Here is a 25,128-nt window from a genome sequence, read left to right on the forward strand (position 1 = left end):
CCAGGTGGTCGAAGTCGGCCCCCGGGTTGAACACCAGCTGGTTGCCGACCACGCTGGCCGTGCCCTTGTTTGCCGGCACACTGACCGAGTTCAGCGTGAACACGTGGCCGTCATCGACATCGGTGTCGTTGGCCAGCACGTTGACGGTCAGGGTCTGGTTTTCCGTGCCGGCGACCGCATCGGCCACCGCCACCGGGCCATCGTTGGTGCCGGTGATCGACCATGACACCGACTCGGGAGTCGTGGCGATGCCGTCGGTAACACCAAAGCTCACCGTCACCGTCATCGGCTCGCCCGCTGCGAGGTGTTGATAGGCAGCGTTTGTCGGGTCAAGCGTGAAAGAATGCGTTGTCGCGTCATAGCTCACGCCGGCAGGCAGAGAGGCCGGGACATTAACGACAGTGAGTATCGTGCCATGATCGACATCTGAGGCGTGTGCTAGCGCGTTCAACGTGACGGCTTGCCCGTCCTCGGTGGCATTGCCGGTTACCGTGCCTGTCACCACCGGTGCGTCGTTGCGCCCCGCAAACTGCACCGTCGCAGTGGCCCAACTGAGCGTGCCGTTGCCGAGACGAATCGCATAAGTAAAGCTGTCCGCCAGGGACTCGCCAAGAGCAAGCGCCTGGAGTTGTGCCTTGAACGCAGTCGACAAGGCAGCGGTGTCGTAGCCGACCTTGCCATCCGACGTAATCCAGATCTTTGCACCATTGATACTGGTGTCAGAACTCGTCGCCTCAATTCTGCTTGTGTCTTGGACCAGGAGGTCGGCCGGAGCATAAACCTTGGTGTCAGTAGAAACACTGGTCGCGTTATCGAGTGACCAGAGTGTCTTCGCGTTGCCGCCGAGGTCATTGGACATGACATCCAGATACACGACTGCTAGCAGATCTTCAGTGATGGTCACGCTGCTCGTGCCAACAACACCAGTAGTGAAGGTGTCATCCTGGGCTTGCGGCGTGTTGGAAAACGAAGTGACGGTTCCGCCGCTGGTAGTTGTGGTGGTAGCCATGTCTTTCTCCCGAGAATGCCAGTTCTTTTAAGAATCGCTACGGACTGCTAACAGCCACAAAACGGACTCTTCCTTGCTGGAGCAAACCGGCGCAGTGTTCTGTCCATTCACGATGTCGTCATCCGATGTCTGTGAGGCGATTGGGGTGAAGTCCCGTTCTTGTACCGCTCAGGTTGTTCAGGAGCGGTGCGAGGCGGCTGCCAGACATCGTCGGCCAGCTGGACAGCCGACTGCCGGGATGGGCGTTGCCGGCAGAGGGGCGCCGGTATCGCGATGGTGGAGAGGTTCGCCGCGCTTGAGGAGCGGATCGCAGGACAGGTTGGGCAAACGTGGGGCCGAGTCTGCAGCTGCGCAGCGCATGGCACGCAATAAACTGAGAGCACCCATGTGGAAGGGACTCCTGAAATTATGGCTGGGTGGGGCCGTGTCTTGGGGTAGCACTGACTCAGGGAAACGGCCTTTCCTGGTATCAGTTTGATATTTTTTTTAGCTGTCGGGTCAGGCGTTGTAAAGGTGTTACCCAGAGGGAAAGGTACAATGCGCCAATATTCCGACAAGTGGGCACTATAGCGTCGGTATTCTGGCGATCTATTTTTGGCGAATGGGTCGGAAGGGCCATGGGCACTCAACACTGGCGCGGCTCGAATGAGCTGAAAACCCGGACGGCGGCGTAGGCTGGCTGAGGCTGTACCGGCGCTGGTTCTTCTGCCTGCTCTTGATGCTGGCCCTGGTCCGCCGACCGCCTGTTCCCGCTGCAGTTGCCCGGTGATGATCTGGCCCGGGGGGTGCTGGCCGAAGACGGCGCGCCCCTCTGGCGCTTTGCCGATGCCAAGGGTGTTTGGCGTTACCCGATCAAGCCAGAGGAAGTCTCGCCTTATGACCTGGAGGCGCTGCTGACCCAAGAGGACCGCTGACCAGCAGTTGCGAGGTCATTTGCAGGCTGCTGTCACGTCCCTGGGGCATTTCTGGCCATTTTGCAAATGCACGACCACCGCGCCTTCGGCACCGGTGACCAGTTGATCCCCGACAAACAAGCGGTCCCCCTCGACCACGGCACGTCGGGTTCCATCCCCTTTACCACTTCCCCGCCCCAATGTTGAAAAAGTGATTGAACTTTCCTTCAGACCGCCAAAGCCCCTGGAGCGTATAAATCAAGGGGGCCTTCGGTTTGAACAACGTGCTGGACTTAGCAGAGCGCATAAGTTTTTTTTTGACATAGGCTTTATGAGAAATTCTTCTTAGCTGCTCTCCAGGATGTTCTTAGCTCTCTGTTACAAACCTGAAACGGTTTGACCTATAAAGGTCGTCAATTATTTGGCGACCGATAAGTACCATCAGGATCAGGGACTATGGGCGTTTCGAACCCCCTCTGCAGCGCGATTTTATTGGCCATGGCTTGTTCACATCAGGCCCACGCCATGTCACTGACCGAAGCGATTCAGAGCACACTGGATAACCATCCGGAACTGCATGCCAGCGAGAACAATCGCCTGTCTGCCGATGAGGACGTGAAAGTTGCCAAAGGGGGCTTCTACCCTACCGTCGATTTGAATGCCGCTTACGGGCGCGGCTTCAGCGACAACAGCTCCACCCGCTCGTTGGGTAATCACAATACTGAAACCCTGACTTACACCCGGTCGGAACTGCGTCTGAGGCAAATGCTGTTCGATGGTTTCAACACCTCCAATGAAGTCGGGCGGACCAAATCAGTGGTCAACTCCCGGGCTTACTTTACTCGTGGCACTGCCGAAAGCCTGGCATTGCGCACCATCGAGGTGTACCTCGAAGTTCTCAAGCGCCGTGAACTGGTAACCCTGGCCAAGAACAACCTGCAGGCGCACTTGCGAGTCAACGATCAGATCGGCCTGCGTACCGAACGCGGTGTGAGCAGCAACGCTGACCGCGATCAGTCGAGCGCCCGTCGGGCACTGGCGCAAAACAACCTCGATACTGCAGAAGCCGACCTGGCCGATGCCAAGGCGAATTTCTTCAGCGCGGTCGGGCGCATGCCCGATGAGCTGGAAACCCTCCCCTCGATCAGAGGCGAAGTCCCCGCCACTCTGCCCGATGCGCGGAAAAGCATGCTGGAGAACAACCCGTACCTGAAATCCGCCCAGGCTGACATTCATGCCGCCGAGAGCCAGTACGAGGTTGCCAAGTCACCGTTCTATCCACGCTTCGATGCCGAAGCTGCAGTCGGTGCCAACGACAATATTCAAGGTGACAAGGGCCACGACAACGAATGGCGGGTCGGCGTGGTGATGAACTACAACCTGTTCAAAGGCGGCAGTGACAAAGCTCGCCTGCAATCGGACGCACACAAAATCAACCAGGCCATGGACATCCGCAACAATGCCTTGCGCATGCTCAACGAGAACATCACGCTGGCCTGGAACGCCATGGTCAACGCGAAGAAACAAACCCCGACCACCCGTGAATACGCCGAAACCACCACCCGTGTGCGGGCCGCCTATCAGGACCAGTTCGGCCTTGGCCAACGGACCCTGCTCGACCTGCTGGACAGCGAAAACGAGCTGTACAACGCTAACCGCCGCTATACCGAAGTGCGCTACACCGAAGAGTTCTCCATGTACCGCGTTCTGGCCAACATGGGCGAGTTGTTGAACAAAGAAAAAGTAGTGGTGCCTGCCGAAGCGATCGCACAAACAGAAGTGAGAAGCGAAGCCCGTTTGCCAGAAATGAGGTAGGTAAAGGAGAGCTCAATTTGACCAGCATGGAACCTGCAAACTCTGGTGTCGATCCGCGCCAGAGCTTTGATGACCCGCTGTTGGACGGATTATTGATCCTCTGCAAACTGCATGACTGCACTGTCAGCCGCGCCAGCCTGAGCGCCGGATTACCGCTGCCCCAGCAGCGCCTGAGCCTGGACTTGCTACCGCGTGCCGCAGCGCGGGCCAGCTTGCAGGCGCGTTTACTGCGCCGAGAGCTGGGGGCTATCTCGGCACTCAACCTGCCGGTGCTGCTGATTCTCAAACATGGCCGATGCGCGGTCTTGCGGCGTTGGGGCGACGACGGCAAGGTGCTGATCCTGCCGAGCGAAGCCGAGGGCGGTGAACAATGGGTCAGCCGTGAAGAACTGGCCGAAGACTACAGCGGCCAGGCGCTGTTCGCCCGGCCACGGCATGAACTCGAAGACTTGCGCACACCACTGGTGCCAAGGGTCGAAGCCTGGTTCCGTGACACCCTGAAGCTGTCGCGCTGGCTGTACAGCGATGCGATTCTGGCGAGTTTCCTGATCAACCTGCTGGGGTTGATGGTGCCGTTGTTCGTTATGCAGACCTATGATCGCGTGGTACCGAATCAGGCGACTTCGACGCTTTGGGTGCTGTCCATCGGGCTGCTGATCGGCACCGGTTTCGAACTGGTGCTACGGGTAGTCCGCGCCCACCTGCTGGACCAGGCCGGGAAGAAAACCGACATCATCCTTTCCGCCACCTTGTTCGAGCGCATCACCGGTATGTCGATGAAGGCGAAGCCTGCGACCATCGGCGGCTTTGCCCAGAGTATCCACGACTTTCAGGGCCTGCGGGATTTTCTCACCGCCGTTACCCTGACCAGCCTGATCGACCTGCCGTTCGCCGTGCTGATGCTGGTGGTGATCGGCCTGCTCGGCGGCTGGCTGGTGGTGATTCCATTGCTGGCCTTCCCTATCACAATTCTCGTCGCCATGCTGATTCAGGTACACCTGCGCGACACTGTGCAGAAAAGCCTGAGCCTGGGCGCCGAACGCCAGGCGCTGCTGATCGAAACCCTCGGTGGTCTGGAAACCCTCAAGGCTTGCAGCGCCGAAAGCGAACGCCAGCACAAATGGGAAAGCATCCACGGCGCACTGACCCGACTGGACAGCCATGCGCGTAACCTGTCGGCGCTGGCCACCAACGGTACATTGTTCATTCAGCAATTCTCCGGCATGGCGACCATCGTCGCCGGGGTCTACAGCATCATCGCCAGCAACCTCAGCGTCGGCGCCCTGGTGGCGACCTACATGCTCGGCAGTCGGGTACTGGCTCCGCTGGGGCAAATCGCCGGGCTGATCACCCGCTATCAGCAAGCCCAACTGACCATGCGCAGCACCGACACGCTGATGTCGCTGCCGCAAGAGCGCGACACCAAACAGCGGCCGCTGGAGCGCACTCAATTGCAGGGTGGGCTGGATGTCAGCCAGGTGACCTTCCGCTACAAAGGGCAAAACACACCGGCCCTGGCCAATATCAGTTTCAGCATGAAACCCGGTGAACGAATCGGCATCATCGGCCGCAGCGGCTCGGGCAAAAGTACCCTGGCGCGGTTGGCAATGGGCTTTTATGCACCGGAAGAAGGTCAACTGTTGCTCGATGGTCTCGACCTGCGGCAACTGGATGTCGCCGACCTGCGCCAGCAAATCGGTTATGTCGCTCACGACCTGCCGCTGCTGGCCGGCAGCCTGCGGGACAACCTGACCCTCGGCGCCCGCTATATCAGCGACTCGCGGATGCTCGAAGTGGCCGAACTGACCGGTGTCACCGACCTCGCCCGTCAACACCCTCAAGGCTTCGATCGCCCCGTCGGTGAACGCGGCCAGTTGCTGTCCGGCGGCCAGCGTCAGATGGTGCTGCTGGCCCGAGCGTTGTTGCTCGACCCGCCGATCATGTTGCTCGACGAACCCACCAGCGCCATGGACAACAGCAGCGAAGATGTTCTGCGCCAACGCCTGCACAAGTGGGTTCAGGGCAAGACCTTGCTGCTGGTCACCCACCGCACCTCGATGCTCAGTCTGGTGGATCGGCTGGTGGTGCTGGACCACGGCCGGATCGTCGCGGACGGTCCGAAAGAAGCGGTCATCGATGCACTGCGCAAGGGCCAAGTCGGCTCTGCGGCTGTCTAGGGTCTGTTGACGTTTGGTGCCGACCGCGATGAGAGCCCACTTGCGCGAGGCTGCGTTGCGGGATTTGCCAAGGGAACAACCATTAGCGGCATCCCGCGTCTTGCCTCGCACAAGTAGGCACAGCAACGCGGTTCGTCACCAAACGTCAACAGACCCCAGGAGTCGCCCATGTCTGCTTCACAAGGTTCACGCGGCTATTTCGACAGCTTCAGCAAAAGCGCAGAAAGCGAATTCATGCCCGACATCTGCGGAGCATCGCTGCAGGATTCGCCGCGCCGGTCGCGGATGACGGTGTGGATCGCCGCGGCGCTGATCATCACCGCGCTGATCTGGGCCAGGTTCGCCGTGCTGCAAGAAGTCACGATAGGTGAAGGCAAGGCCATACCGTCGAGCAAGGTTCAGGTGATCCAGAACCTGGAGGGCGGCATCGTCACCGAGATCTTCGTGCGTGAAGGGCAAATAGTGAACAAGGGCGATACCCTGCTGCGCCTTGATGACACACGGTTTCTGTCCAACAAGGGCGAGAGCGAAGCGGAACGCTTTGCCTTGATCGCAAAGGTCGAGCGACTGTCTGCCGAAGCCGAGGGTCGGCCTTTCAAGCTCTCCGACGAGGTCATCGCCAAAGCCCCACAAGTGGCTGAAGACGAGCGCTCGCTGTTCGAACAACGGCAACGCCGCCTGGCCAGCGAGCAACGCACACTGACGGAACAACTTCGGCAAAAAACCCAGGAGTTGGCGGAGTTTCGTTCCAAACAGGGCCAGTTCAGTTCCAGCCTGGGTTTGCTGCAACAGGAAATGAACATGTCGGTGCCGCTGGTGGGGACCGGTGCGGTTTCGCCGGTGGAAATCCTTCGACTCAAACGCAGTGCGGTGGAGATTCGCGGCTCGTTGGACTCCACCACCCTGGCCATCCCACGGGCTGAATCGGCAATCAACGAGATCAAGAGCAAGCTCGATGAATCGGTGCAAGGCTTCCGGTCGGACGCCGCCAAGGAGCTCAACGAAAAACGCACCGACCTGTCGAAAATCACCGCGTCGAGCATCGCTATCGACGACCGGGTGACCCGCACCACCGTGGTCTCGCCGGTGCACGGTGTGATCAAGCAATTGAAGGTCAACACCATCGGCGGCGTGGTCCAGCCGGGCAGCGACATGGTGGAGATCGTGCCGCTGGAAGACAACCTGCTGATTGAAGCCAAGGTCCGTCCGCAGGATGTGGCATTCCTTCATCCCGGGCAGAAAGCCATGGTCAAGTTCAGCGCCTATGACTACACCATCTACGGGGGGTTAAGCGCCAAACTGGAACTGATCGGCGCCGACACCATTACCGACGACAAGGGCAACAGCTTCTACCTGATCCAGGTGCGCACCGACAAAAACCATCTGGGCGGCGAAGTCAAACCGCTGCTGATCATCCCCGGCATGGTCGCCACCGCGGACATCATCACCGGCGAGAAAAGCGTGCTGGATTACTTGCTTAAACCGGTGCTCAAAGCCCGGACCGAGGCGATGCGCGAACGCTAAACCCACGTGATCGTTCGTTGATCGTTCCCACGCTCTGCGTGGGAATGCATCCTGTGACGCTCTGCGTCACCTCAAGAGCGGACGCGGAGCGTCCCGGGCGGCATTCCCACGCAGACCGTGGGAACAATCTCTTTAGCCCTTACTTTCACCATGATTACGCCGAAAAGTCTCCTCCCCCATCGCCTTAATCTGCCCATCGATCAACGCTTCAAACGGTCGCAGCAACGGCTCGAACGAGGCCGGGGCTTCAAGGGTCTGCAATGCCTGGACAATCGCTTCCAGCGTCGACAACGCCCCCGGCCCCGGAGCCTTGCGCAAACGGTAACGGGAGACCGAACCCTCGGCCAGCGTCACGCGGGGCAGCGCCGCCAGCAACGGATTGAGGTGCAGTAACTTGCGTGCCTTGCGCCAGGTACCGTCCGGCACCACTAGCAGCAATGGTTGATCCGACCCAGCGTAGGCTTGCAACGGTTGCGCATCATCCGCCGGAAACAGCAGTCGCGCTTGATAGCCGGGTGGATTCAACAACGCGGGCAAATCCTCGAACACCTCCCCCACGATCAACTCGGCATTGTTCAAGCCCAGCGCCGCCAGCCGTGCGGTGTTCAGCGCATGGTTCACCTCGCTGGGATGCTGCAATAGCAGCACTCGGGTGCGACTGTCCATTTGCGGGATCAGCGGGCACAGGCAGTGGGTTTCAGGGCGCAGGCAACGGGCGCATTGGCTTCTGGACATGAGGTTCTCCCGATCAGGCCTGGTTGAGCTGGGCTTTGAGCAAGTCGCGGAAGGTCTGGATCAGCGGTTCGCGGCTGCGACCACGGCGCACGATCATCGAGAACGGTGCCTGATAGCCAAAGGTCGCCGGCAGCAGCACGCGCAAATCCCCCTTGTCGGCCCATGCCTGGGCGTAATGCTCCGGCAGATAACCGATATAGGCACCCGATAGCACCAGAATCAGTTGCGCCTCCATACTTTCCACCGTCGCCGCACTGTGCTTGAAGCCGTGGCGAGCCAGTTCGGCCTGGCTCCAGTAACCGCGACCGACCATGCGTTGCTGGGTGATGACTTGCTCAGGGATACGTCGCTCGGTGAACAATGGATGGCGATTGCTGCAATACAGCCAGTGCTGCTCGCGGTACAGCGGCATATAGACCAGCCCGCTCATGCGAGTCGAGAACGCACCGATAGCCAGGTCCAGACGATTGTCCTGAACCCCGAGCTGCAGCTCATAGGGACTCATGACCGATAAGTGCAAATGCACCGCCGGGTGTTCCTGGCTGTAGGCACCAATCGCTTCGGCGAACGGCAGGGCCTTGTCGCTGACGGTCGAGTCGATCACCCCCAGGTTAAGGGTGCCACGTAATTCGCCCTTGAGCGCTGCGGCGTATTGCTCGAAACCTTCCAGTTCGCCGAGCAGGCGCAGGGTTTCCTGATGGAACAATTCACCTTTGCTGGTCAGGCTGAAACCACCCCGGCCGCGATGGCAAAGCACCAGGCCCAACGCCGCTTCGAGCTGGCTCATGTAAGTGCTGATGGCCGACGTCGACAGGTTGAGCTCCTGCTGAGCATTGGCAAACCCCTGATGCCGCACCACGCTGACGAAGATGCGCAATAGTTTCAGGTCGGGTAAAGCGTTGGCCATGGGGGCTCCACCTGGAAAATGTGTTCAAAGCTCGTTCCCACGCTCCGCGTGGGAATGCAGCCAGTGACGCTTTGCGTCAGATCCACAGAGCTGGACGCGGAGCGTCCGGGGAGGCATTCCCACGCGGAGCGTGGGAACGATCAAGTCTAATCCCCTACCAACCATTAGTTTAGAAAAATCTGAACTAAGTATTTGCCAGTAGCGATTCTTCCCGTTCACTACATTTCTGCACAATCGCCTCCTGACAAATAAAACAACGATGAGGCTTATCCCGTGGACAAAATTTTTCACCAACCACTGGGCGGCAACGAAATGCCGCGCTTCGCCGGCATCGCCTCCATGATGCGACTTCCCCACTTGCAATCACCGGCAGGGCTCGATGCTGCTTTTGTCGGCGTCCCACTGGACATCGGCACCTCGCTGCGCGCCGGCACCCGCTTCGGCCCACGTGAAATCCGCGCTGAATCGGTGATGATCCGCCCGTACAACATGGCCACCGGTGCCGCGCCGTTCGACTCGCTGTCGGTTGCCGACATCGGTGACGTGGCGATCAACACCTTCAACCTGCTGGACGCCGTGCGCATCATCGAAGAAGCCTACGACGATATCCTCAGCCACAACGTTATCCCGCTGACCCTGGGTGGCGACCACACCATCACCCTGCCGATCCTGCGTGCGATTCACAAGAAGCATGGCAAAGTCGGTCTGGTGCATATCGATGCCCACGCCGATGTGAACGATCACATGTTCGGCGAGAAGATCGCCCATGGCACCACCTTCCGTCGCGCCGTGGAAGAAGGCCTTCTGGACTGCGACCGCGTGGTGCAGATTGGTCTGCGGGCTCAGGGCTACACCGCTGAAGATTTCAACTGGAGCCGTAAACAGGGCTTCCGTGTGGTTCAGGCCGAAGAATGCTGGCACCACTCGCTGGCGCCACTGATGGCTGAAGTTCGCGAGAAAGTCGGCGGCGGTCCGGTGTACCTGAGCTTCGACATCGACGGCATCGACCCGGCCTGGGCACCTGGTACCGGCACCCCGGAAATCGGCGGTCTGACCACCATCCAGGCGATCGAGATCATTCGTGGTTGCCAAGGGCTCGACCTGATCGGCTGCGACCTGGTAGAAGTCTCGCCGCCTTACGACACCACCGGCAACACCTCGCTGCTGGGCGCCAACCTGCTGTACGAAATGCTCTGCGTACTGCCAGGTGTGACCCACCGCTGAGGAATGACCATGAGCGAACGTGATCAGGTGTTGGAAGCCGCCGCAGAACTGGTGTCGGCCTTTGCCCGCAACGATCGCGAAGCCTACTTCGGCGCGTTTAGCGCCGATGCCAGCTTCGTTTTCTACACCCTCGAAACGCCATTGCTGTCGCGCGATGCTTACCAGGCCTTGTGGGACAACTGGCGCCGCGAGGATGGCTTCGAGGTGCTTTCGTGCACCTCGAGCAACGCCTTCGTCAGCCTGCAGGGTGATGTGGCGATTTTTATTCATGACGTCGCCACCGAGCTGCGCATGCAAGGGGAGCAACTTTTTAGCCAGGAACGCGAAACCATTCTTTTTAAAAAACAGGGGTTTCGCAAAGAAGAACAAGGCCGTTGGCTGGCCTGCCACGAACATTTGTCCGCAATGCCGGAAAGACTGCCCTCCCCTTAGCCAACACAGGTGACGCTCACGCACGATGAGCGCGCCTTGATGATCGGAGCAGATCATGAATAACAACAACAAAGAACAAAGCATCAACACTATTGAAACCTTCGGGGTCGAACAGATCCCGGACCATGAGCGTACCGCCAGGCCGATCGATCTTTTTCGAATGATCTTCGGTGGCTCCAACACCTTTGCTACTGCGGTGCTCGGGAGTTTCCCGGTGCTGTTCGGCCTGTCCTTTCAGGCCGGCGTCTGGGCTATTGTGCTGGGCGTACTGTTCGGCGCGATTATCCTCGCGCCGATGGGCCTGTTCGGTCCGATCAACGGCACCAACAACGCGGTGTCCTCCGGTGCGCACTTCGGTGTGCACGGTCGGGTCGTCGGCTCATTCCTGTCGTTGTTGACCGCCATCGCCTTCTTCTCGCTCTCGGTGTGGAGCTCGGGTGATGCATTGATCGGCGGCGCCAAGCGCTTGATAGGCGTTCCGGAAAACGACCTGACCCTGGCCCTGGCCTACGGTCTGTTCGCGATTCTGGTACTGACCGTGTGTATCTACGGTTTCCGCTTCCTGTTGTGGGTCAACAAGATCGCGGTGTGGAGCGCCAGCCTGCTGTTCCTGCTGGGGATCTTCGCCTTCGCAGGGCCTTTCGACATTAACTTTGCCGGTAGCGTCAGCCTCGGCCAGCCAGGTTTCTGGGCAGCCTTTATCGGTGCCGCGCTGGTGGCCATGAGCAACCCGATTTCCTTCGGCGCGTTCCTCGGCGACTGGTCCCGCTACATCCCGCGGGACACCCCGAAAGGCCGGATCATGGCGGCGGTGATCATCTCGCAGATCGCCACGCTGATTCCGTTCATGTTCGGCCTCGCCACCGCGACCATCGTTGCCATCAAGGCACCGGATTACATTGCGGCGAACAATTATGTCGGCGGCCTGCTGGCGGTTTCACCGAGCTGGTTCTTCCTGCCGGTGTGCCTGATCGCGGTGATCGGCGGCATGTCCACCGGCACCACCTCGCTGTATGGCACCGGGCTGGACATGTCCAGCGTGTTCCCACGGGTGTTGTCGCGAGTCAAGGCGACCTTGTTGATTGGCGTGCTGTCGATTGCCTTCATCTTCATCGGACGCTTTGCGGCAAACCTGGTGCAGAGCGTGTCGACCTTCGCCGTACTGATCATCACCTGCACCACCCCGTGGATGGTGATCATGATCATCGGTCTGCTGGTGCGTCGTGGCTTCTACTGCCCGGATGACCTGCAAGTCTTCACCCGTGGCGAACAGGGCGGTCGCTACTGGTTCCAGCACGGCTGGAACTGGCGTGGTCTGGGTGCCTGGATTCCTAGCGCAATGGTCGGTCTGTGCTTCGTCAATCTGCCGGGGCAGTTCGTCGGCCCGCTGGGCAATCTGGCTGGCGGCATCGATATCAGCCTGCCGGTGACCCTGGGTCTGGCATCGCTGGTGTACCTGACGCTGTTGAGCCTGTTCCCGGAGCCGACACTGGTTTTCGGACCGAACGATCCACGCAACAAGCACACGGATTCGCGCGCCAAATCTGAACTAAGACAAGCAGCCTGATTAAGCCCCCCTACCTGCAGGAGCGAGGCTCGCCCGCGATGAAAGATAACGCGGTTGGCATGCAGTACCGCGCCTCTCTTTTCGCGGGCAAGAGCTAGGCGCCCCCCCCCTGCTCCTGCAGAGCTCGATTACGTTCCACATAAAAAAGACAATCGGAGACACGCTGTAATGGCTTTGGATTTATTTGTTGTTCTCATTTATGCCGCCGGTATGCTGGTGCTCGGTTATTACGGCATGCGCAAGGCCAAGACCCACGAAGACTACCTGGTGGCCGGTCGTAACCTCGGCCCGACGCTGTACATGGGCACCATGGCCGCTACCGTACTCGGCGGCGCGTCGACGGTCGGTACCGTGCGTCTGGGCTATGTCCACGGGATCTCCGGCTTCTGGCTCTGCGCCGCACTGGGCTGTGGCATCATCGCGTTGAACCTGTTCCTGGCCAAACCGCTGCTCAAGTTGCGGATCTTCACCGTCACCCAAGTGCTGGAAAAACGCTACAACCCGATGGCCCGCCAGGCTAGCGCAGTGATCATGCTGGCGTACGCGCTGATGATCGGCGTGACCTCGATCCTCGCCATCGGTACCGTGCTGCAAGTGCTGTTCGGCTTGCCGTTCTGGATCTCGGTAATGCTCGGCGGTGGCGTGGTCGTGGTCTATTCGACCATCGGTGGCATGTGGTCGCTGACCCTGACCGATATCGTCCAGTTCGTGATCAAGACTGTCGGTCTGATGTTTGTCCTGCTGCCAATCTGCCTGTACCGCGTCGGCGGTTGGGATGAGCTGGTCACCAAGTTGCCAGCGTCCAGTTTCAGCTTCAGCACCATCGGCTGGGACACGATCATCACCTACTTCCTGATCTACTTCTTCGGGATCCTGATCGGCCAAGACATCTGGCAGCGAGTGTTCACCGCCAAAAATGAAAAAGTCGCGCAATACGCGGGCACCTTCGCCGGTTTCTACTGCATCGCCTACGGCCTGGCCTGCGCCCTGATCGGCATGGCCGCTCACGTGCTGCTGCCAGATCTGGACAACGTTAATAATGCCTTCGCAGCGATCGTTAAAGCGTCCTTGCCGGACGGTCTGCGCGGTCTGGTGATCGCCGCAGCGCTGGCGGCCATGATGTCCACCGCCAGTGCCGGACTGCTGGCCGCCTCCACCACCCTGACCGAAGACCTGCTGCCGAGACTGCGCGGCGGCAAACAGTCGAGCCTGAGCATCAACCGTCTGTTCACCCTGCTGACCGGTATCGCGGTGCTGGGTATTGCCTTGGTGGTCAACGACGTGATCAGCGCCCTGACCTTGGCCTACAACCTGTTGGTGGGCGGCATGTTGATCCCGCTGATGGGTGCCATTTTCTGGAAACGTGCGACCACCGCCGGAGCAATCGCCAGCATGGGTCTGGGCTTTGTCACTGCACTGGCGTTCATGGTCAAGGACGGTCTGGATGCCAACACGCCGATCTACTACAGCCTGGTGGTAGGTTTGATCAGCTTCGTATTGGTCAGCCTGCTGTCCCCTCGCCCGGTGGCAGTGGCCAACGCGATCTAATCTGAGCGTAACAACGGTTTACCTTTTTCTTCGATGGGTACGGCGTCGGTTGCCGTACCCTTTTTTTCGCCTGAAGTTTTTCCCCCCTGAGGAGCCCCCAATGAAAATCGTCAGCCGCGATCAATGGTTCGAAGTCAAAACCCTGAGCGACGGTGTGCGCCTGATTCACGAGCCGTATATCCGCCCCTTCTACCGCTGCAACCTGTGGCATATCCAGGGCCGCGACAAAGACCTGCTGGTGGACAGCGGATCCGGGCTGGTCAGCCTGCGCGAGCAATTGCCCTGGCTCACCGAACGACCGCTGCTGGCAGTGGCCAGTCATTGCCATTTCGACCACATTGCCGGCCATCACGAATTCCCCGAACGCCTGGTCCACCCGGCTGAAGCGCAAATCCTCGCCGAGCCCAATGGTGACAACACCCTGGCCACCGCCTTCGTCGGCGACGACATGTTTGAAGCCCATCCGGATTGCCCGTTGTGCTACGCCGAATACCGGGTCAGGGCTGCGCCCGCCACCCGTCTGATCGAAGAAGGCGACGTGCTCGACCTCGGTAATCGCACACTGCAAGTGCTGCACACTCCCGGCCATTCACCGGGTGGTATCAGCCTCTGGGAGGCGGCCACCGGCACGCTGTTCAGCGGCGACATCATCTATGACGGTCCGTTGATCGAAAACGCCTACCACTCCAATCTCGAGGACTACGCGAAAAGCCTTCAGCGACTGCGCGAACTGCCGATCCGCACCGTGCATGGCGGGCATTTCGCGAGTTTTTCCGGAGAGCGCTTGCGCACACTGATAGATGAGTGGAACCGTCAGCATCAGTAATGTGTGCTGTACTGGCAGTTAGCGACTGCCGTTTTTGCAGGAGGACGGTACAAGGATCGCTAGCGTCATTCGTGACAGCTATCGCGTAACCCTTGGACGGGCCAAAAAACAACGACAACCTCCCCTTGCCAGAGGTGTGTATGAACGGCACTGAAACACAATCAATCATCTGCCGCCCCATCGAAGAACCGCCGTTCCTGAAATCGCCGCCCCCTCCCGCGGGTTCACTCCTGAAAAAACGCTGCCGATCATTCCTTCACGCCTGACCAGCAGCATCTGAGCCGCGCGAGGAATGACCATGAAAAGAGCAGCCGTTCGTAATGCCGTGCATCGCTTCATCAGTCGTCTGCTGGATGGCAACGAGGATTTCGATGACGGCGTGAGCCTGGAGCAGTTGGGATTGGACAAACAGGATATCGAGGACCTTATCTTCCGCCTGGAGGACGAGTTTGAGCTGAGTGCGTTTACCAGCGAGGAAGATCAGCTCCTCAAGAGCGCGACCACGGCCAATGACTTGTGCCGGTTTCTGCTGGAGATTTCCCGGCACTAATGTCCGCGTTGCTGGCAACGCCGGGTTGGTATAAAGGCTCGGGGCGTGAAGCGGTCATAAAATCAGGCGGTGGGATTCGTCAGCGCGACGGCGTGAAACAGACGCAGCGCTACAAACCTGAATGGAAGACCATCAAGCCGCGCTTTTAAAAAATGAGGTTTTTGGCCTGGTTCCCGTTGATCAGTCAGCAGGAAGCCGGGCCTTTTTTTCGCATGATGCAGGGGTTCCTGCGCAGTGCGCAGGATGGCTCAGCCATCGATCATTTACCTGCGCTGCTGGCGCCGACGCTGCTCGTCGTCAGTGCGCACTGGCACGGGTTGCAGAGGCGGTTCAATCAGGCCGAGAGCAACACCGAGGTCGTGGAGCCAGTTTTGTAGTTTCTCTTTCATGGTGCCCCCTTCAGGGTAGTGCTGAGCGACCGGGATTCTGTAGCCGCTTCATACAGATAATAGTCCGAAGTCCTACGCAATGCTCGCCCGGTATGACAATGAACTGTTACAGAATTAGTTCGAATGTGCTGGGAAACACTCAGGCGCTGGCCCGGGTTTCCAGCGCCTGAACCGGTCTGGCCGCCTGTTGCAGCTCAATCCAGGCATTGAGGTTGGCGCCAACCATGCCCTTGCGCCACATCAGCCAGGTGGTGGCGCTGGCGAACGGCTCGGCCAGCGGGTGCACCGCCACGCTTTCTCGCCCTGGCAGGCTGGCAAGCATCGATTCCGACATCAACGCCACACCGGAACCGGCAATCACACAGGCCAGCATCCCCTGATACGACTCGATCTCCATCGCCCGGCCCATGGCCGCGTGATCATTGGCAAACCACGCCTCCAGACGCATCCGGTAAGAACAGCCCTGACGAAAGGTAAACACCGAACGCCCTTGCACATCCAGGGCACTGCGTACCGGCGGATGATCAGCCTCGCTGATCAGCACCAGTTTTTCCTCGCACAGCGGTACACCGTCGAGCCCGGCCAGCTCCAGCGGGCCGTCCACCAGTGCCGCATCGAGCCGACCGGCAAGCAAGCCCTCCAGCAGCTCACCGCTGGGAGCGGATTGCACCTGCAGGTTCACCGCCGGGTAGGTGCGGTGATAACGCGCCAGCAACGCCGGAAGATGAATCGCAGCCGTGCTGTACATGGTGCCCAGCACGAAGTCACCGGCCGGTTGACCACCCTGCACCGCCGCATGGGCTTCGTCGTGCAAGGCAAACAGCCGCGCGGTGTAGTCCAGCAAGACTTTACCCGCAGGTGAAAGCTGCAAGCGCTGACGCTCACGCAAAAACAGTTCGACGCCCAGTTGTTCCTCCAACTGCTTGAGCCGGGTCGACAGATTGGACGGCACCCGATGCAGCCGATCGGCCGCCCGGGTAATGGAACCTTCCTCTGCAACAGCCTGGAAAATGCGTAATTGGCTGAACTCCACACCTTTCTCCAAAAATGAACAAGTTACTCACTATTATTCATTTTTAAAGAAAGTCAATCAGTCTTAGCCTGACGGTCATTGCTCCTTTGCAGGAATCCAGACCATGTCACCTCTGATTCGCTTACTGGCCAGTTTTATCGCCCTGATGATGGCCATGGGAATTGGCCGCTTCGCCCTGACCCCGCAGTTGCCGCACTTGATCAGCGAAGGTCAGATCGATCTGACCGCCGCCGGGCTTATCGCTGCGGCCAACTACCTTGGTTACTTCATCGGCGCAGTGGACGCGATGTTCGCCCGCCGCCCTGAGCAGGTTCGTCGCCGTTTGCTCGGCGGTCTGTGGTTGTGCGTATTGCTGACACTGGCTTCGTTCTGGGCCACGGGTTTCTGGTCGCATCTGCTGTTGCGCTTCGGCACCGGCGTGGCCAGCGCCTGGGTGCTGGTGATGATTACTGCGCTGAGTCAGCCGCTGGCCGTCGCAGCCGGGCGTCCACGACTCGGGGCATTGGTATTTGCCGGACCAGGGTTGGGGATTTTTCTTACGGGATTGTTGGCACTGGGCTCGAACCTGATGGGGCAAAGTTCGGCCACGCTGTGGCTGGTGTATGCCGGTGTAGCGTTGCTGATGCTGCTGGTGATTCTGCCGATCCTGCCGCAACCGGCAGCCAGCATGACCGTGGCGCCCACAACCGTGGCCTCGGGCAACGCCGCAATTCCCCGGCTGGGTTTGATCTACGCCTTATACGGTCTGGGCTACATCATTCCCGCGACGTTCCTTTCGCAAATGGCCAGCGCGCACTTTCACGGGCAATGGCAGGCCGACCTGTTCTGGCCGTGCTTCGGCCTGGCCGCGGCCACTGGCGTGGTGCTGGTCAGTTTGCGTCGATACAACCCGAATACCACCCGGCATTGGTTGATTGCGACCTTATGGCTGCAAGCCGCCGGGGTGTTCGCTTGCCTGCTGGGCAATGGTCTTGGGCTGGCATTGGGTGTGATCCTGTGCGGCACGCCGTTTTTGGCCTGCATGCAACTGGTGATGCAACGCTCACGGGAACTGGCCCCCCACAACACCCAACGCAACGCCGGGCTGCTGACGGCCTGTTTCGCCGTGGGTCAGCTCAGCGGGCCGTTGCTGGCAGCGCTGAGCAGCCATTTCAGTGGAGGATTGCAACCAGGGTTGATGATTGCCGGTACCGGGTTGCTGCTGGGTGGTGGGCTATTGTTGCGCCCAGTCATTGCCCGAGAGCTTTGTGCAAACGACGCCGCATCCACTGTTCTGCGCTGACAAAGGTGATGCCGAGCAACACCAGCACGGCACCGACCACGAAGTTGAAACTCAGCGGCTCACCCAGCAGCAGCACGCCGAACGTGACGCCGAACAACGGCGTCATGAAGGAGAACACCGCCAGATTCGCCGCCAGGTAGCGACGCAACAGCCAGAACCAGGTCAGGTAACTGAAGAACGACACCACCAGGCCCTGGAACAGCACACTGGCCACAGCCACCGTGGTCAGGCTGACATGGCTGATCTGCCCGCTCAGGGCGGCAATCACCAGCAGACCGACGAAGCCTACGATCAGTTGGTAAAACAGCGTCAGGGTCGCCGGCGCCTCTGACAAACGTGAAGCACGCACCACTACTGTGGTCGCGCCCCAAGCCGCCCCGGCCAATACGCCCATCGCGTCCCCCAACAGCATCCGTTTATCAAGGTTGTCCAACGACAAACCGCCGGCAAACGCGAATCCAATGCCGACAAACGCAAGGAGAATCCCCAGCCATTGCAACCGCCGCAGTCGCTCACTCGGCAACAGCCAGTGCACACCCAACGCGGTGAAGATGGGGGCGGTGTAGAGGAACACCGACATATGCGCCGCGGTAGTCAGCTTCAGGCCTTCGGCAATGAACAGAAACTCGAGGCCAAACAGACTGCCAGCGAGCAGACCGCCCCGCCAGGTGCTGCCGACCTGTTCCCAACCGCCTTTCCAGAAGATCAGCAATGCGACCAATACCGCGGAGATTCCAGAGCGTCCGGCCGCTTGCATGACCGGTGCGATGTCCGCTGCCGCCCATTTGATCATGACCTGCTGCACGCCCCAGATCAGGCACAGACCCAGCATCACTTGCAGGGCAAAACCATCGGCGCTGCGCCGTGTGGCGATCACCGCAAAACCTCGAAGACAAACAAAAACATGGCAGTTACTCGACAGAAACAACAAAACCCCGGAGCGAGTCCGGGGCGAAGAATTATGTGCTGTCGATTATAGGGGCCTGTTGACGTTTAGTGACGAACCGCGTTGCTGTGCCAACTTGCGCGAAGCAAGGCGCCTCAGCGAGAAACCGCTGTGGCCTGTGCTGCCCGCAGCGGTGCCTGCTCGCGCCGCGCCAGGACATAGAACAGCAAACCGCCGAGCAAGCAGCCCGTGAACCAGGCGAAATTAGCCATCGGCAGCAAGACCGGGGTAAAGGTGATGGCAATGCCCGCGACGGTGGCCGGCACCAGTGCCTTGACGGCGGTCCAGTTCACCCCGCCGTTGTAGTAATAACGTCCGTTGGGACTGTCATCGAACAACGCGTCGACCTCGATCTGCTGTTTTTTGATCAGGTAGTAATCCACCAGCAAAATCCCGAACAACGGCCCGATGAACGCCGCCAGCACATCCAGGGTGTAGTGGATCACTTGCGGATTGTTGAACAGGTTCCACGGCGTGATGAAGATCGAGGCCACGGCAGCAATCATGCCGCCGACCCGCCAACTGATCTTGCTCGGTGCGATGTTGGCGAAATCGAAGGCTGGCGAGACGAAGTTAGCGACGATGTTGATGCCAACGGTCGCGGTGACAAAGGCAAAAGCGCCCAGCAAAACTGCCACGTTATTGTCGATTCGCGCCACGGTGGCGATCGGGTCGTGGAGCATCTCGCCGAACACTGGCAGGGTTCCGGACACAATCACCACGGTCACCAGGGAGAATGCCAGGAAATTCACCGGCAGGCCCCAGAAATTGCCGCGCCGCACGTCCCGCATACTGCGGCAATAGCGGCTGAAATCGCCGAAGTTCAGGGTTGGCCCGGAGAAATACGACACCACCAGCGCCGTCGCCACGATCACCTGGCCGAAAGCTTGCCAGCCGGACAGCGACTTTTCCGCCAGGGTGAAGCTGATGTTGCTCCAGCCGGCCTTCCAGACAACCCAGCCGGCCAGCATGAACATGACGCCGTAGACCACCGGCCCGGCCCAGTCGATAAAACGCCGGATCGACTCCATACCGGTCCAGAACACCAGCGCCTGAACGAACCACAGACTCAGGAATCCGAACCAGCCAAGGTAGGACAACCCGGCAAAATGCGGCTCAGCAAAAGCCGCCATCGCGGGGAAAAACCGCAGCACCACAATGATCAGTGCGCTGGAGGCCAGGTAGGTCTGAATCCCGTACCAGGCCACCGCGATCAAGCCGCGAATCACCGCCGGAATATTCGCCCCGAACACACCAAAGGCCAAGCGACAAATCACCGGATATGGCACCGCTGCCTGCTGGCTCGGTCTGGCCACCAGATTGGCAATCAGTTGCACGATGCAGATCCCGACCAGCAAGGCGATCAATACCTGCCAGCTGGCCAGCCCCAGGGCAAACAGGCTGGCGGCGAACACATAGCCGCCGACGCTGTGCACATCGCTCATCCAGAAGGCAAAGATGTTGTACCAGTTCCATTTCTGCGGCAGCGGCCCCAGGTCCTGGTTATACAGGCGGGGGCTATAGCCGTTGGGTAGTTGCTCGGTCATCGCGTGACTCCTCGAAAGTACAGGCTCAGCCCTCGCGATTGACCTTTCAATCACACTGCGTACGGGAGCTGGCACAGTTTGTATACGAGTCAGTACGCAGAATGCGTGCCATACCGTTAAAACCTGTGGCTTATATGGCTGCAAGGCAGGTGTTTAAACGGCTGACCGGCAATTGATTCAGGGGATCGACAGCAAACACTTCGCCGGCTAAATGCCCATAGACAGTGCGCAAGCGCCTGTTAACAGTGCATGAAAGGCTTGAGATGGGGGAAGGGAGATAGACAGTAGAACTGTATACAACAGACAAGGGAAAGTATTGAGCGCTTCGGGTAAGCCCCCGTTAAGCCGATAGCAGGACACAAGACCTGTGGCGAGGGGGGCAGCCCCCTCGCCACAGGTTATGCACAGTCCGTGGGAGCGGGCTTACCGGCCCTCGGGATCAGCTCAGCTCGATACGGTCGGCATGAATCACGATCTGTCCGTTCTTGTAGAGCGCACCAATGGCCTTTTTGAAGTTGCCCTTGCTCACGCCAAACAAGCCACTGATCACCGCCGGGTCGCTCTTGTCGCTGACCGGCAAGGTACCGTTGTTTTCGCGCAGCTTGGCAAGGATCTTCGAGTTCAGACTGCTGGACGCTTCTTCACCCACCGGCTGCAGGCTCAGGCTGATCTTGCCGTCGGCGCGGATTTCTTTGATGAAGCCTTTCTCCTCCTTGCCGGCGCGCATGAACTTGAACACTTCGTTCTTGTGGATCAGGCCCCAGTGCTTGTTATTGATAATGGCCTTGAAACCCATATCGGTCGCTTCGGCCACCAGCAAATTAACTTCCTGACCGACCTGGTAGTTAGCCGGGGTTTTGTCCAGGTAGCGGTCAAGGCGCGCGGTGGCGGTAATACGGCGGGTGTGTTTGTCGAGGTAGACATGCACCACGCAATATTCGCCGGCCGTCATCTGGCGTTTTTCTTCGGAATACGGCAGCAGCAGGTCTTTGGGCAGACCCCAATCGAGGAAAACCCCGATACTGTTCACTTCAACGACTTTCAGACTGGCAAAATCGCCGACCTGAACTTTCGGCTTTTCAGTAGTTGCGATGAGTTTGTCATCGCTGTCCAGATAAATAAAAACGTTGAGCCAGTCTTCATCTTCACTGGGAATATCTTTGGGAATATAACGATTGGGCAACAGAATTTCACCGTCCGCCCCACCGTCCAGATACAAACCAAAGTTAGTGTGTTTAACCACTTGCAAGCTGTTGTAGCGCCCGACTAAAGCCATTTCCAATACCCTCATTGCGTGGGCGGCATTCTACCCGAGTTTGCCGGTACAGTTCTGCGACCAGCCGGATGGCAGATGAAAAACCTCCGCGGGCCTTGATTTTCCTGGCCTTGGGGGCAAATGCGGGCCCGCTCGTCAGACCAATCGAGTGGCTTTCCCCTGACGCGAGGATGTCCACCGCTGGTAATTTCCACCAAGGTTTTTAGTTAAAACAGCAGCTTAGCCGCTTATTGCGAAAATCAACTTATGCTTCATCGACCTGCGCGCCTGGTCATTTCAGGGGATATTTACCAAGCAATTGTCAAGTATTTCCTGTACGATGCCTGGCCAAGTTAATTTTCTACAGGTTAATGGCCGCCATGCGTGTAAAAGCATCCAACAGCAAAGCAAAGCCAGCTCCAGCCGTTGAAACCAGCGAATCGATCAACGACCAGATTGCTGCTTTCCTGAAATCCGGCGGCGAAATCCAGCAAATTGCCAAAGGCGTCAGCGGCCAGACTTTCGGCCCGTCCAAGCAAATTACCCTTGGCAAAAAGTAATACCCCCGTGTCACCCCCTGGTCCCTAAGCGCTTTGAGCCTCGAAGCGCTAGGACTAGAGCCCTCCCCGCAACACCCCGCCAGTTAATCAATCTTGTAGAAATCGACGAACAGACCTCTCTGCCGAGGATTCGCCGGAATGCTTGCGCACCTCCAGGTTGGGCGCTTCAATCAATTGCGTCGCTCCTGCTCCACACTTCGCAAGGATTGGCCCATGTCGCACCGGTTGAAGCACTTCACCTTGTTGCTGATGTTGAGCCTTGTGCTGTCCGGCTGTAATCGCGTGAGCATGACCTACCGCAACCTCGACGTGATCATTCCCTGGACGCTCAGCGACTATCTGGACATGAACACCGAGCAAAAAAGCTGGTTCAACGAGCAGCTCAAGGAACATCTCGAGTGGCATTGCCGCACGCAACTGCCCGGTTACCTCGACTGGCTGGTTCGCCTGCAACACATGGTCGAAACCGATCAGATCACCGACGCCGCCCTGCAAGCCCGAATCCAGGAAGCCAGGCAGGCCATCGCACAAACCGCCCGGGAAATCACCCCCTCGGCCATCGAGTTGCTTCGAGGCCTTGACGATCAACAGGTCGAAGAAATGAACCTGGCATTTGCCAAAGACCTGCGCAAACGTCAGAACCTCTACCTCAAACCCTCCCTGGAACAACAGATCAAACAACGTGGCGAACGGATGGATAAACGCCTGAATGACTGGTTTGGCCCCCTCACTCCGAGTCAGGAACAACGCGTGGTTGCCTGGTCGAACTCATTGCCCGATCAGAACCAGCAAAGGGTCGCCAACCGCGCCCATTGGCAAGCGCAATTCAGTGCGGCCGTGGAGCAGCGTCAGAGCAGCGACTTCCCACAACGCATCGAGCAACTTCTGGTTAATCCCGAGAATTTATGGACTCCCGCCTATCGACAGGCCTACAGCCAGGCCGAACAAGCGGCCCGCAGCCTGCTGGTGGACCTGATGGCCCAAAGCACACCGGATCAACGCCAGCATCTAGTGACGAAGATCGATGGTCTGCGCAGTAGTTTCAGCACGTTGAAGTGTTTGAAGGCAGGGCGGCAGGGATAAATCAGGGAGACGTTCGGCCAGGGATTCAGCCTGTTGAGTATTGAGCGGCAAAACCGCTGGGCGCCTTGTCGATTTCAGCCTCGGCCAAACGACTAGGCTGTGTAAATAACCTCGCGGCAAAGCGCTGCAACCATCGCAGGAGGAAAGATCATGAACACTTGGCAACAGCCACAGCCCAAGGTCGTGTCCCGCGAAGAGTGGATCGCGGCACGCAAAGAGCATTTGCTTCACGAAAAAGCCTTCACCCGGGAACGGGACAAACTCAGTGCCGAACGCCGCGCACTGCCTTGGGTGAAAATCGACAAACCCTACAGCTTCGAAGGTCCCGACGGACGGCTAAGCCTGGCTGACCTGTTCGGCGGTCGCAGCCAACTGATCGTCTATCACTTCATGTTCGCGGCAGGCTGGAAAGAAGGCTGCCAGGGCTGCTCGTTCGTGTCCGATCACATCGACGGCGCCAACCAGCATCTTGCCCACCATGATGTGGCGCTGGCGGTGGTTTCCCACGCCCCCCTGGCCGAATTCCAGCCGTTCAAGAAGCGCATGGGCTGGAAGTTCAACTGGGTGTCATCAGCCGGCAGCGACTTCAACGCGGACTTCAAAGTGACCATCAGCGTTGAAGAACTCGCGGCCGGCACCGCCGTCTACAACTACGAAACAAGCACCGGCACCGCAGGCGAAATGCCTGGACTCAGCGTGTTCTATCGCAACGACGCAGGCGAGATCTTCCACACCTACTCCACCTATGCACGCGGGCTGGACCTGCTGATCGGCGCCTACAACTTCCTCGACCTGACGCCAAAAGGACGTAACGAAGACGAAATCATGGAGTGGGTCCGCCACCATGATCGCTACGAAGACGAACCGGCAGTCAAGGGGGCGTCAAGCTGTTGTTCCGAGTGAGGCCGATGAATTGAGTGTTCAGCCACAAAGGGCTGTGTTGACGACTCAATCGCCATCGCGGGTCAGCCTCGCTCCTACGGGGTACGCGATCATCGCAGGAGCGAGGCTGGCCCGCGAAGAGGCCCGAGGGCTAAACACAAAAAATCTGCATGAGCTGAGCCCTGACGACTCAGCAAAGGAAAACAATAATGAACGTCACCCTCGAAGAACTGCCACCTGCTCGCGTAGCTTACATGCGCTACACCGGCCCCTACGGCCCGGGCATCGGCACGTTCTGGCGCGAAACCGTCGCCCCGTGGATGATCGAAAACAACCTGCTGCATCGAGTGCGCTACGGCATCGGCCACGACAACCCGAAAACCACCCCACCCCACCGTTGCCGTTACGACGCGTGCGTCGAAGTCCCTGACACCTTCAACGCCACCTACCCCACCGCCGTCACCACCCTGCCCGGCGGCCTCTACGCTGTTGCCCACTTCAAAGGTTCCGGGAAGGATATCGCCGCCGCCTGGGGCAAACTCTGTAGCACCTGGATGCCCGGCAGCGGCCTGCAATACGACACTCGGCCCTGTTTTGAGCGCTACCCGGTAGATGCGACCTATGATGAGAACGCCGACATGCTGGAGCTCGAAATGTGCATAGCGGTAAAAGCACGCTGATCGACAAACTCCCGAAGGAGCTGGATAGCGCAGCGGCAAAGGCTGACAGCTGATGAAGCATCATCGTTACGAGGACGAACCGGCGATCAAGGGTTCATCAAGCTGCTGTTGCGAATGAAACCAATAGGTCCTGCGTTGTCAGTTCAATAGCCATCGCGGGCAAGACTCGCTCCTACAGTGACCGCGTACCCTTGCAGGAGCGAGGCTGCCCGCGAAGACGGCCTCACAGTCAACACAAATACTTGAGCGCCCCAACCCCACATC

23 protein-coding genes and 2 pseudogenes are annotated in these 25,128 nt (G+C 59.0%); 16 read left to right on the forward strand and 9 right to left on the reverse strand.

What is annotated here, in order from left to right:
- Positions 1-1,009 (reverse strand): VCBS domain-containing protein (locus tag AC07W5_RS22435; protein WP_495024353.1); only part of this gene is annotated, 1,009 nt, incomplete at its 3' end.
- Between the two features lie 728 nt (positions 1,010-1,737).
- On the opposite strand from AC07W5_RS22435, the pseudogene AC07W5_RS22440 reads away from it, so the two are divergent.
- A pseudogene (locus AC07W5_RS22440) lies at positions 1,738-1,920 on the forward strand (hypothetical protein); the annotation flags it as partial.
- Between the two features lie 4 nt (positions 1,921-1,924).
- On the opposite strand, the pseudogene AC07W5_RS22445 reads toward AC07W5_RS22440, so the two are convergent.
- Positions 1,925-2,133: pseudogene (locus AC07W5_RS22445) on the reverse strand (hypothetical protein); the annotation flags it as partial.
- Between the two features lie 225 nt (positions 2,134-2,358).
- Here AC07W5_RS22445 and AC07W5_RS22450 point away from each other — a divergent pair.
- From AC07W5_RS22450 to AC07W5_RS22460, 3 genes are all read left to right on the forward strand, one after another.
- Positions 2,359-3,717 carry a TolC family outer membrane protein gene (locus tag AC07W5_RS22450; RefSeq protein ID WP_495024354.1) on the forward strand — a complete coding sequence of 453 codons (1,359 nt, stop codon included), beginning with the start codon at positions 2,359-2,361 and terminating at the stop codon, positions 3,715-3,717.
- A gap of 17 nt (positions 3,718-3,734) precedes the next feature.
- Positions 3,735-5,894: a type I secretion system permease/ATPase gene (locus AC07W5_RS22455; RefSeq protein WP_495024355.1), complete on the forward strand. Its 2,160-nt coding sequence runs from the start codon at positions 3,735-3,737 to the stop codon at positions 5,892-5,894.
- Between the two features lie 168 nt (positions 5,895-6,062).
- A complete protein-coding gene (locus AC07W5_RS22460) occupies positions 6,063-7,418 on the forward strand; it encodes an HlyD family type I secretion periplasmic adaptor subunit (protein WP_495011668.1) in 1,356 nt (451 codons plus the stop codon).
- Between the two features lie 132 nt (positions 7,419-7,550).
- Here the strand turns inward: AC07W5_RS22460 and AC07W5_RS22465 are convergent, their stop codons facing one another.
- Positions 7,551-8,153, reverse strand: a complete 603-nt coding sequence (locus AC07W5_RS22465) for a tRNA-uridine aminocarboxypropyltransferase (protein ID WP_495024356.1) — start codon at positions 8,151-8,153, stop codon at positions 7,551-7,553.
- Positions 8,154-8,166: 13 nt separating this feature from the next.
- A complete protein-coding gene (locus tag AC07W5_RS22470; RefSeq protein ID WP_494994665.1) occupies positions 8,167-9,060 on the reverse strand; it encodes a LysR family transcriptional regulator in 894 nt (297 codons plus the stop codon).
- A 273-nt stretch (positions 9,061-9,333) separates the two neighbouring features.
- Between AC07W5_RS22470 and speB the strand changes: the two genes are divergently transcribed.
- From speB to AC07W5_RS22505, 7 genes are all read left to right on the forward strand, one after another.
- Positions 9,334-10,284 carry an agmatinase gene (speB, locus tag AC07W5_RS22475; protein WP_495024357.1) on the forward strand — a complete coding sequence of 317 codons (951 nt, stop codon included), beginning with the start codon at positions 9,334-9,336 and terminating at the stop codon, positions 10,282-10,284.
- A gap of 9 nt (positions 10,285-10,293) precedes the next feature.
- Positions 10,294-10,716, forward strand: a complete 423-nt coding sequence (locus AC07W5_RS22480; protein WP_495011666.1) for a YybH family protein — start codon at positions 10,294-10,296, stop codon at positions 10,714-10,716.
- 55 nt (positions 10,717-10,771) lie between these two features.
- Positions 10,772-12,283, forward strand: a complete 1,512-nt coding sequence (locus AC07W5_RS22485) for a purine-cytosine permease family protein (RefSeq protein WP_495011665.1) — start codon at positions 10,772-10,774, stop codon at positions 12,281-12,283.
- A 168-nt stretch (positions 12,284-12,451) separates the two neighbouring features.
- The gene (locus AC07W5_RS22490; RefSeq protein WP_494994661.1) at positions 12,452-13,831 is read left to right on the forward strand and encodes a sodium:solute symporter family protein; all 1,380 of its coding nucleotides are present in this window, start codon (positions 12,452-12,454) and stop codon (positions 13,829-13,831) included.
- A gap of 100 nt (positions 13,832-13,931) precedes the next feature.
- Positions 13,932-14,657 carry an MBL fold metallo-hydrolase gene (locus AC07W5_RS22495; protein ID WP_495011663.1) on the forward strand — a complete coding sequence of 242 codons (726 nt, stop codon included), beginning with the start codon at positions 13,932-13,934 and terminating at the stop codon, positions 14,655-14,657.
- 298 nt (positions 14,658-14,955) lie between these two features.
- Positions 14,956-15,207: an acyl carrier protein gene (locus tag AC07W5_RS22500; protein ID WP_495011662.1), complete on the forward strand. Its 252-nt coding sequence runs from the start codon at positions 14,956-14,958 to the stop codon at positions 15,205-15,207.
- On the forward strand, positions 15,207-15,356 hold the full coding sequence (locus AC07W5_RS22505; protein ID WP_494994658.1) for a hypothetical protein: 150 nt from the start codon (positions 15,207-15,209) through the stop codon (positions 15,354-15,356). The genes AC07W5_RS22500 and AC07W5_RS22505 overlap by 1 nt, the downstream gene beginning before the upstream one ends.
- Positions 15,357-15,470: 114 nt before the next feature.
- On the opposite strand, the gene AC07W5_RS22510 is transcribed toward AC07W5_RS22505, so the two are convergent.
- Complete coding sequence (locus AC07W5_RS22510) at positions 15,471-15,596, reverse strand: PA1414 family protein (protein ID WP_494994657.1); 126 nt, start codon at positions 15,594-15,596, stop codon at positions 15,471-15,473.
- A gap of 139 nt (positions 15,597-15,735) precedes the next feature.
- Complete coding sequence (gene ptrR, locus AC07W5_RS22515; RefSeq protein WP_494994656.1) at positions 15,736-16,629, reverse strand: putrescine utilization regulator PtrR; 894 nt, start codon at positions 16,627-16,629, stop codon at positions 15,736-15,738.
- Positions 16,630-16,732: 103 nt separating this feature from the next.
- Here ptrR and AC07W5_RS22520 point away from each other — a divergent pair, with 103 nt between their 5' ends.
- Positions 16,733-17,911 (forward strand): MFS transporter, encoded by a 1,179-nt coding sequence (locus tag AC07W5_RS22520; protein ID WP_494994655.1) that lies wholly within the window; start codon positions 16,733-16,735, stop codon positions 17,909-17,911.
- Here the strand turns inward: AC07W5_RS22520 and AC07W5_RS22525 are convergent.
- The 3 genes from AC07W5_RS22525 to AC07W5_RS22535 all read right to left on the reverse strand — a co-directional run bounded on the left by AC07W5_RS22525 (position 17,859) and on the right by AC07W5_RS22535 (position 21,680).
- Entirely contained in the window at positions 17,859-18,788 is a 930-nt protein-coding gene (locus AC07W5_RS22525) for a DMT family transporter (RefSeq protein WP_495024358.1), read from the reverse strand. The two genes, AC07W5_RS22520 and AC07W5_RS22525, sit on opposite strands and share 53 nt — an antisense overlap.
- A gap of 164 nt (positions 18,789-18,952) precedes the next feature.
- Complete coding sequence (locus tag AC07W5_RS22530; protein WP_495024359.1) at positions 18,953-20,404, reverse strand: NCS1 family nucleobase:cation symporter-1; 1,452 nt, start codon at positions 20,402-20,404, stop codon at positions 18,953-18,955.
- A gap of 439 nt (positions 20,405-20,843) precedes the next feature.
- Positions 20,844-21,680, reverse strand: coding sequence for a CvfB family protein (locus AC07W5_RS22535; protein WP_494994652.1), 837 nt, complete (start codon positions 21,678-21,680; stop codon positions 20,844-20,846).
- Positions 21,681-22,030: 350 nt separating this feature from the next.
- On the opposite strand from AC07W5_RS22535, the gene AC07W5_RS22540 reads away from it, so the two are divergent.
- From AC07W5_RS22540 to AC07W5_RS22555, 4 genes are all read left to right on the forward strand, one after another.
- The gene (locus tag AC07W5_RS22540) at positions 22,031-22,219 is read left to right on the forward strand and encodes a PFL_1563 family small protein (protein ID WP_030131898.1); all 189 of its coding nucleotides are present in this window, start codon (positions 22,031-22,033) and stop codon (positions 22,217-22,219) included.
- Between the two features lie 213 nt (positions 22,220-22,432).
- A complete protein-coding gene (locus tag AC07W5_RS22545) occupies positions 22,433-23,302 on the forward strand; it encodes a DUF6279 family lipoprotein (RefSeq protein WP_495024360.1) in 870 nt (289 codons plus the stop codon).
- 150 nt (positions 23,303-23,452) lie between these two features.
- Positions 23,453-24,205 (forward strand): DUF899 domain-containing protein, encoded by a 753-nt coding sequence (locus AC07W5_RS22550; protein ID WP_495024361.1) that lies wholly within the window; start codon positions 23,453-23,455, stop codon positions 24,203-24,205.
- A 188-nt stretch (positions 24,206-24,393) separates the two neighbouring features.
- Positions 24,394-24,864, forward strand: coding sequence for an AraC family transcriptional regulator (locus tag AC07W5_RS22555; protein ID WP_494994649.1), 471 nt, complete (start codon positions 24,394-24,396; stop codon positions 24,862-24,864).
- Positions 24,865-25,128: the final 264 nt, after the last annotated feature.

This window comes from Pseudomonas sp. GW821-FHT01E05 (genome assembly GCF_059422425.1).

Excerpts from the sequence above, each read along its gene's own strand:
- AC07W5_RS22450 (WP_495024354.1), top strand. The coding sequence starts at position 2,359 with ATGGGCGTTTCGAACCCCCTCTGCAGCGCGATTTTATTGGCCATGGCT.
- AC07W5_RS22460 (WP_495011668.1), top strand. The coding sequence starts at position 6,063 with ATGTCTGCTTCACAAGGTTCACGCGGCTATTTCGACAGCTTCAGCAAA.
- AC07W5_RS22465 (WP_495024356.1), bottom strand. The coding sequence starts at position 8,153 with ATGTCCAGAAGCCAATGCGCCCGTTGCCTGCGCCCTGAAACCCACTGC.
- AC07W5_RS22470 (WP_494994665.1), bottom strand. The coding sequence starts at position 9,060 with ATGGCCAACGCTTTACCCGACCTGAAACTATTGCGCATCTTCGTCAGC.
- AC07W5_RS22480 (WP_495011666.1), top strand. The coding sequence starts at position 10,294 with ATGAGCGAACGTGATCAGGTGTTGGAAGCCGCCGCAGAACTGGTGTCG.
- AC07W5_RS22485 (WP_495011665.1), top strand. The coding sequence starts at position 10,772 with ATGAATAACAACAACAAAGAACAAAGCATCAACACTATTGAAACCTTC.
- AC07W5_RS22490 (WP_494994661.1), top strand. The coding sequence starts at position 12,452 with ATGGCTTTGGATTTATTTGTTGTTCTCATTTATGCCGCCGGTATGCTG.
- AC07W5_RS22495 (WP_495011663.1), top strand. The coding sequence starts at position 13,932 with ATGAAAATCGTCAGCCGCGATCAATGGTTCGAAGTCAAAACCCTGAGC.
- AC07W5_RS22500 (WP_495011662.1), top strand. The coding sequence starts at position 14,956 with ATGAAAAGAGCAGCCGTTCGTAATGCCGTGCATCGCTTCATCAGTCGT.
- AC07W5_RS22505 (WP_494994658.1), top strand. The coding sequence starts at position 15,207 with ATGTCCGCGTTGCTGGCAACGCCGGGTTGGTATAAAGGCTCGGGGCGT.
- AC07W5_RS22510 (WP_494994657.1), bottom strand. The coding sequence starts at position 15,596 with ATGAAAGAGAAACTACAAAACTGGCTCCACGACCTCGGTGTTGCTCTC.
- AC07W5_RS22520 (WP_494994655.1), top strand. The coding sequence starts at position 16,733 with ATGTCACCTCTGATTCGCTTACTGGCCAGTTTTATCGCCCTGATGATG.
- AC07W5_RS22530 (WP_495024359.1), bottom strand. The coding sequence starts at position 20,404 with ATGACCGAGCAACTACCCAACGGCTATAGCCCCCGCCTGTATAACCAG.
- AC07W5_RS22535 (WP_494994652.1), bottom strand. The coding sequence starts at position 21,680 with ATGGCTTTAGTCGGGCGCTACAACAGCTTGCAAGTGGTTAAACACACT.
- AC07W5_RS22540 (WP_030131898.1), top strand. The coding sequence starts at position 22,031 with ATGGCCGCCATGCGTGTAAAAGCATCCAACAGCAAAGCAAAGCCAGCT.
- AC07W5_RS22545 (WP_495024360.1), top strand. The coding sequence starts at position 22,433 with ATGTCGCACCGGTTGAAGCACTTCACCTTGTTGCTGATGTTGAGCCTT.
- AC07W5_RS22550 (WP_495024361.1), top strand. The coding sequence starts at position 23,453 with ATGAACACTTGGCAACAGCCACAGCCCAAGGTCGTGTCCCGCGAAGAG.
- AC07W5_RS22555 (WP_494994649.1), top strand. The coding sequence starts at position 24,394 with ATGAACGTCACCCTCGAAGAACTGCCACCTGCTCGCGTAGCTTACATG.